The sequence below is a fragment of the Luteimonas panaciterrae genome (assembly GCF_020511115.1).
Classification (GTDB): Bacteria; Pseudomonadota; Gammaproteobacteria; order Xanthomonadales; family Xanthomonadaceae; genus Luteimonas; species Luteimonas panaciterrae.
The window spans coordinates 1-451 of the sequence record NZ_JAJAVH010000100.1; the positions used below are offsets into that span (position 1 = coordinate 1).

Here is a 451-nt window from a genome sequence, read left to right on the forward strand (position 1 = left end):
CATCAGTTACACCATGAGTCATCTCATGACCGATGGTTTCAAGGGCGATACCTGGATTCGTCCCGTATTCAGCAGAACCATTGAGATGGAACATGCTGTTCAAACCAGACAACCAGAAAGCACCTGAATAACCACCCCAATGCGACTCGACATTCACCACCGCCCGAATGCCCTTGCCGTCATTGGCAATACCATTTCGATCATGACGCTGCTTGTAATAGTCCCATGTCTTGGCCACGCCATAATGGACTTCAGCACCAATGCGTTGAGTCAGATCGATCTGACTGTCACCCCAAACATTGTTCGTATCGAAATACGGCTTGCCCAGCTTACTGTCATCGACCTGGGACACCACTCCTGATTTTTCATACTCAACTTGTGCAGCATCGAGCAGTGCAGTGTCTGTCGGCTTGTTTTCGCCGTTGAGGGTTTTTCCATCGCCACGCTTTGG

1 pseudogene is annotated in these 451 nt (G+C 49.9%); it reads right to left on the reverse strand.

Features of this window, described 5'->3' with window-relative positions:
• Positions 1 to 451, reverse strand: a pseudogene (locus LG367_RS18445) (hypothetical protein); the annotation flags it as partial.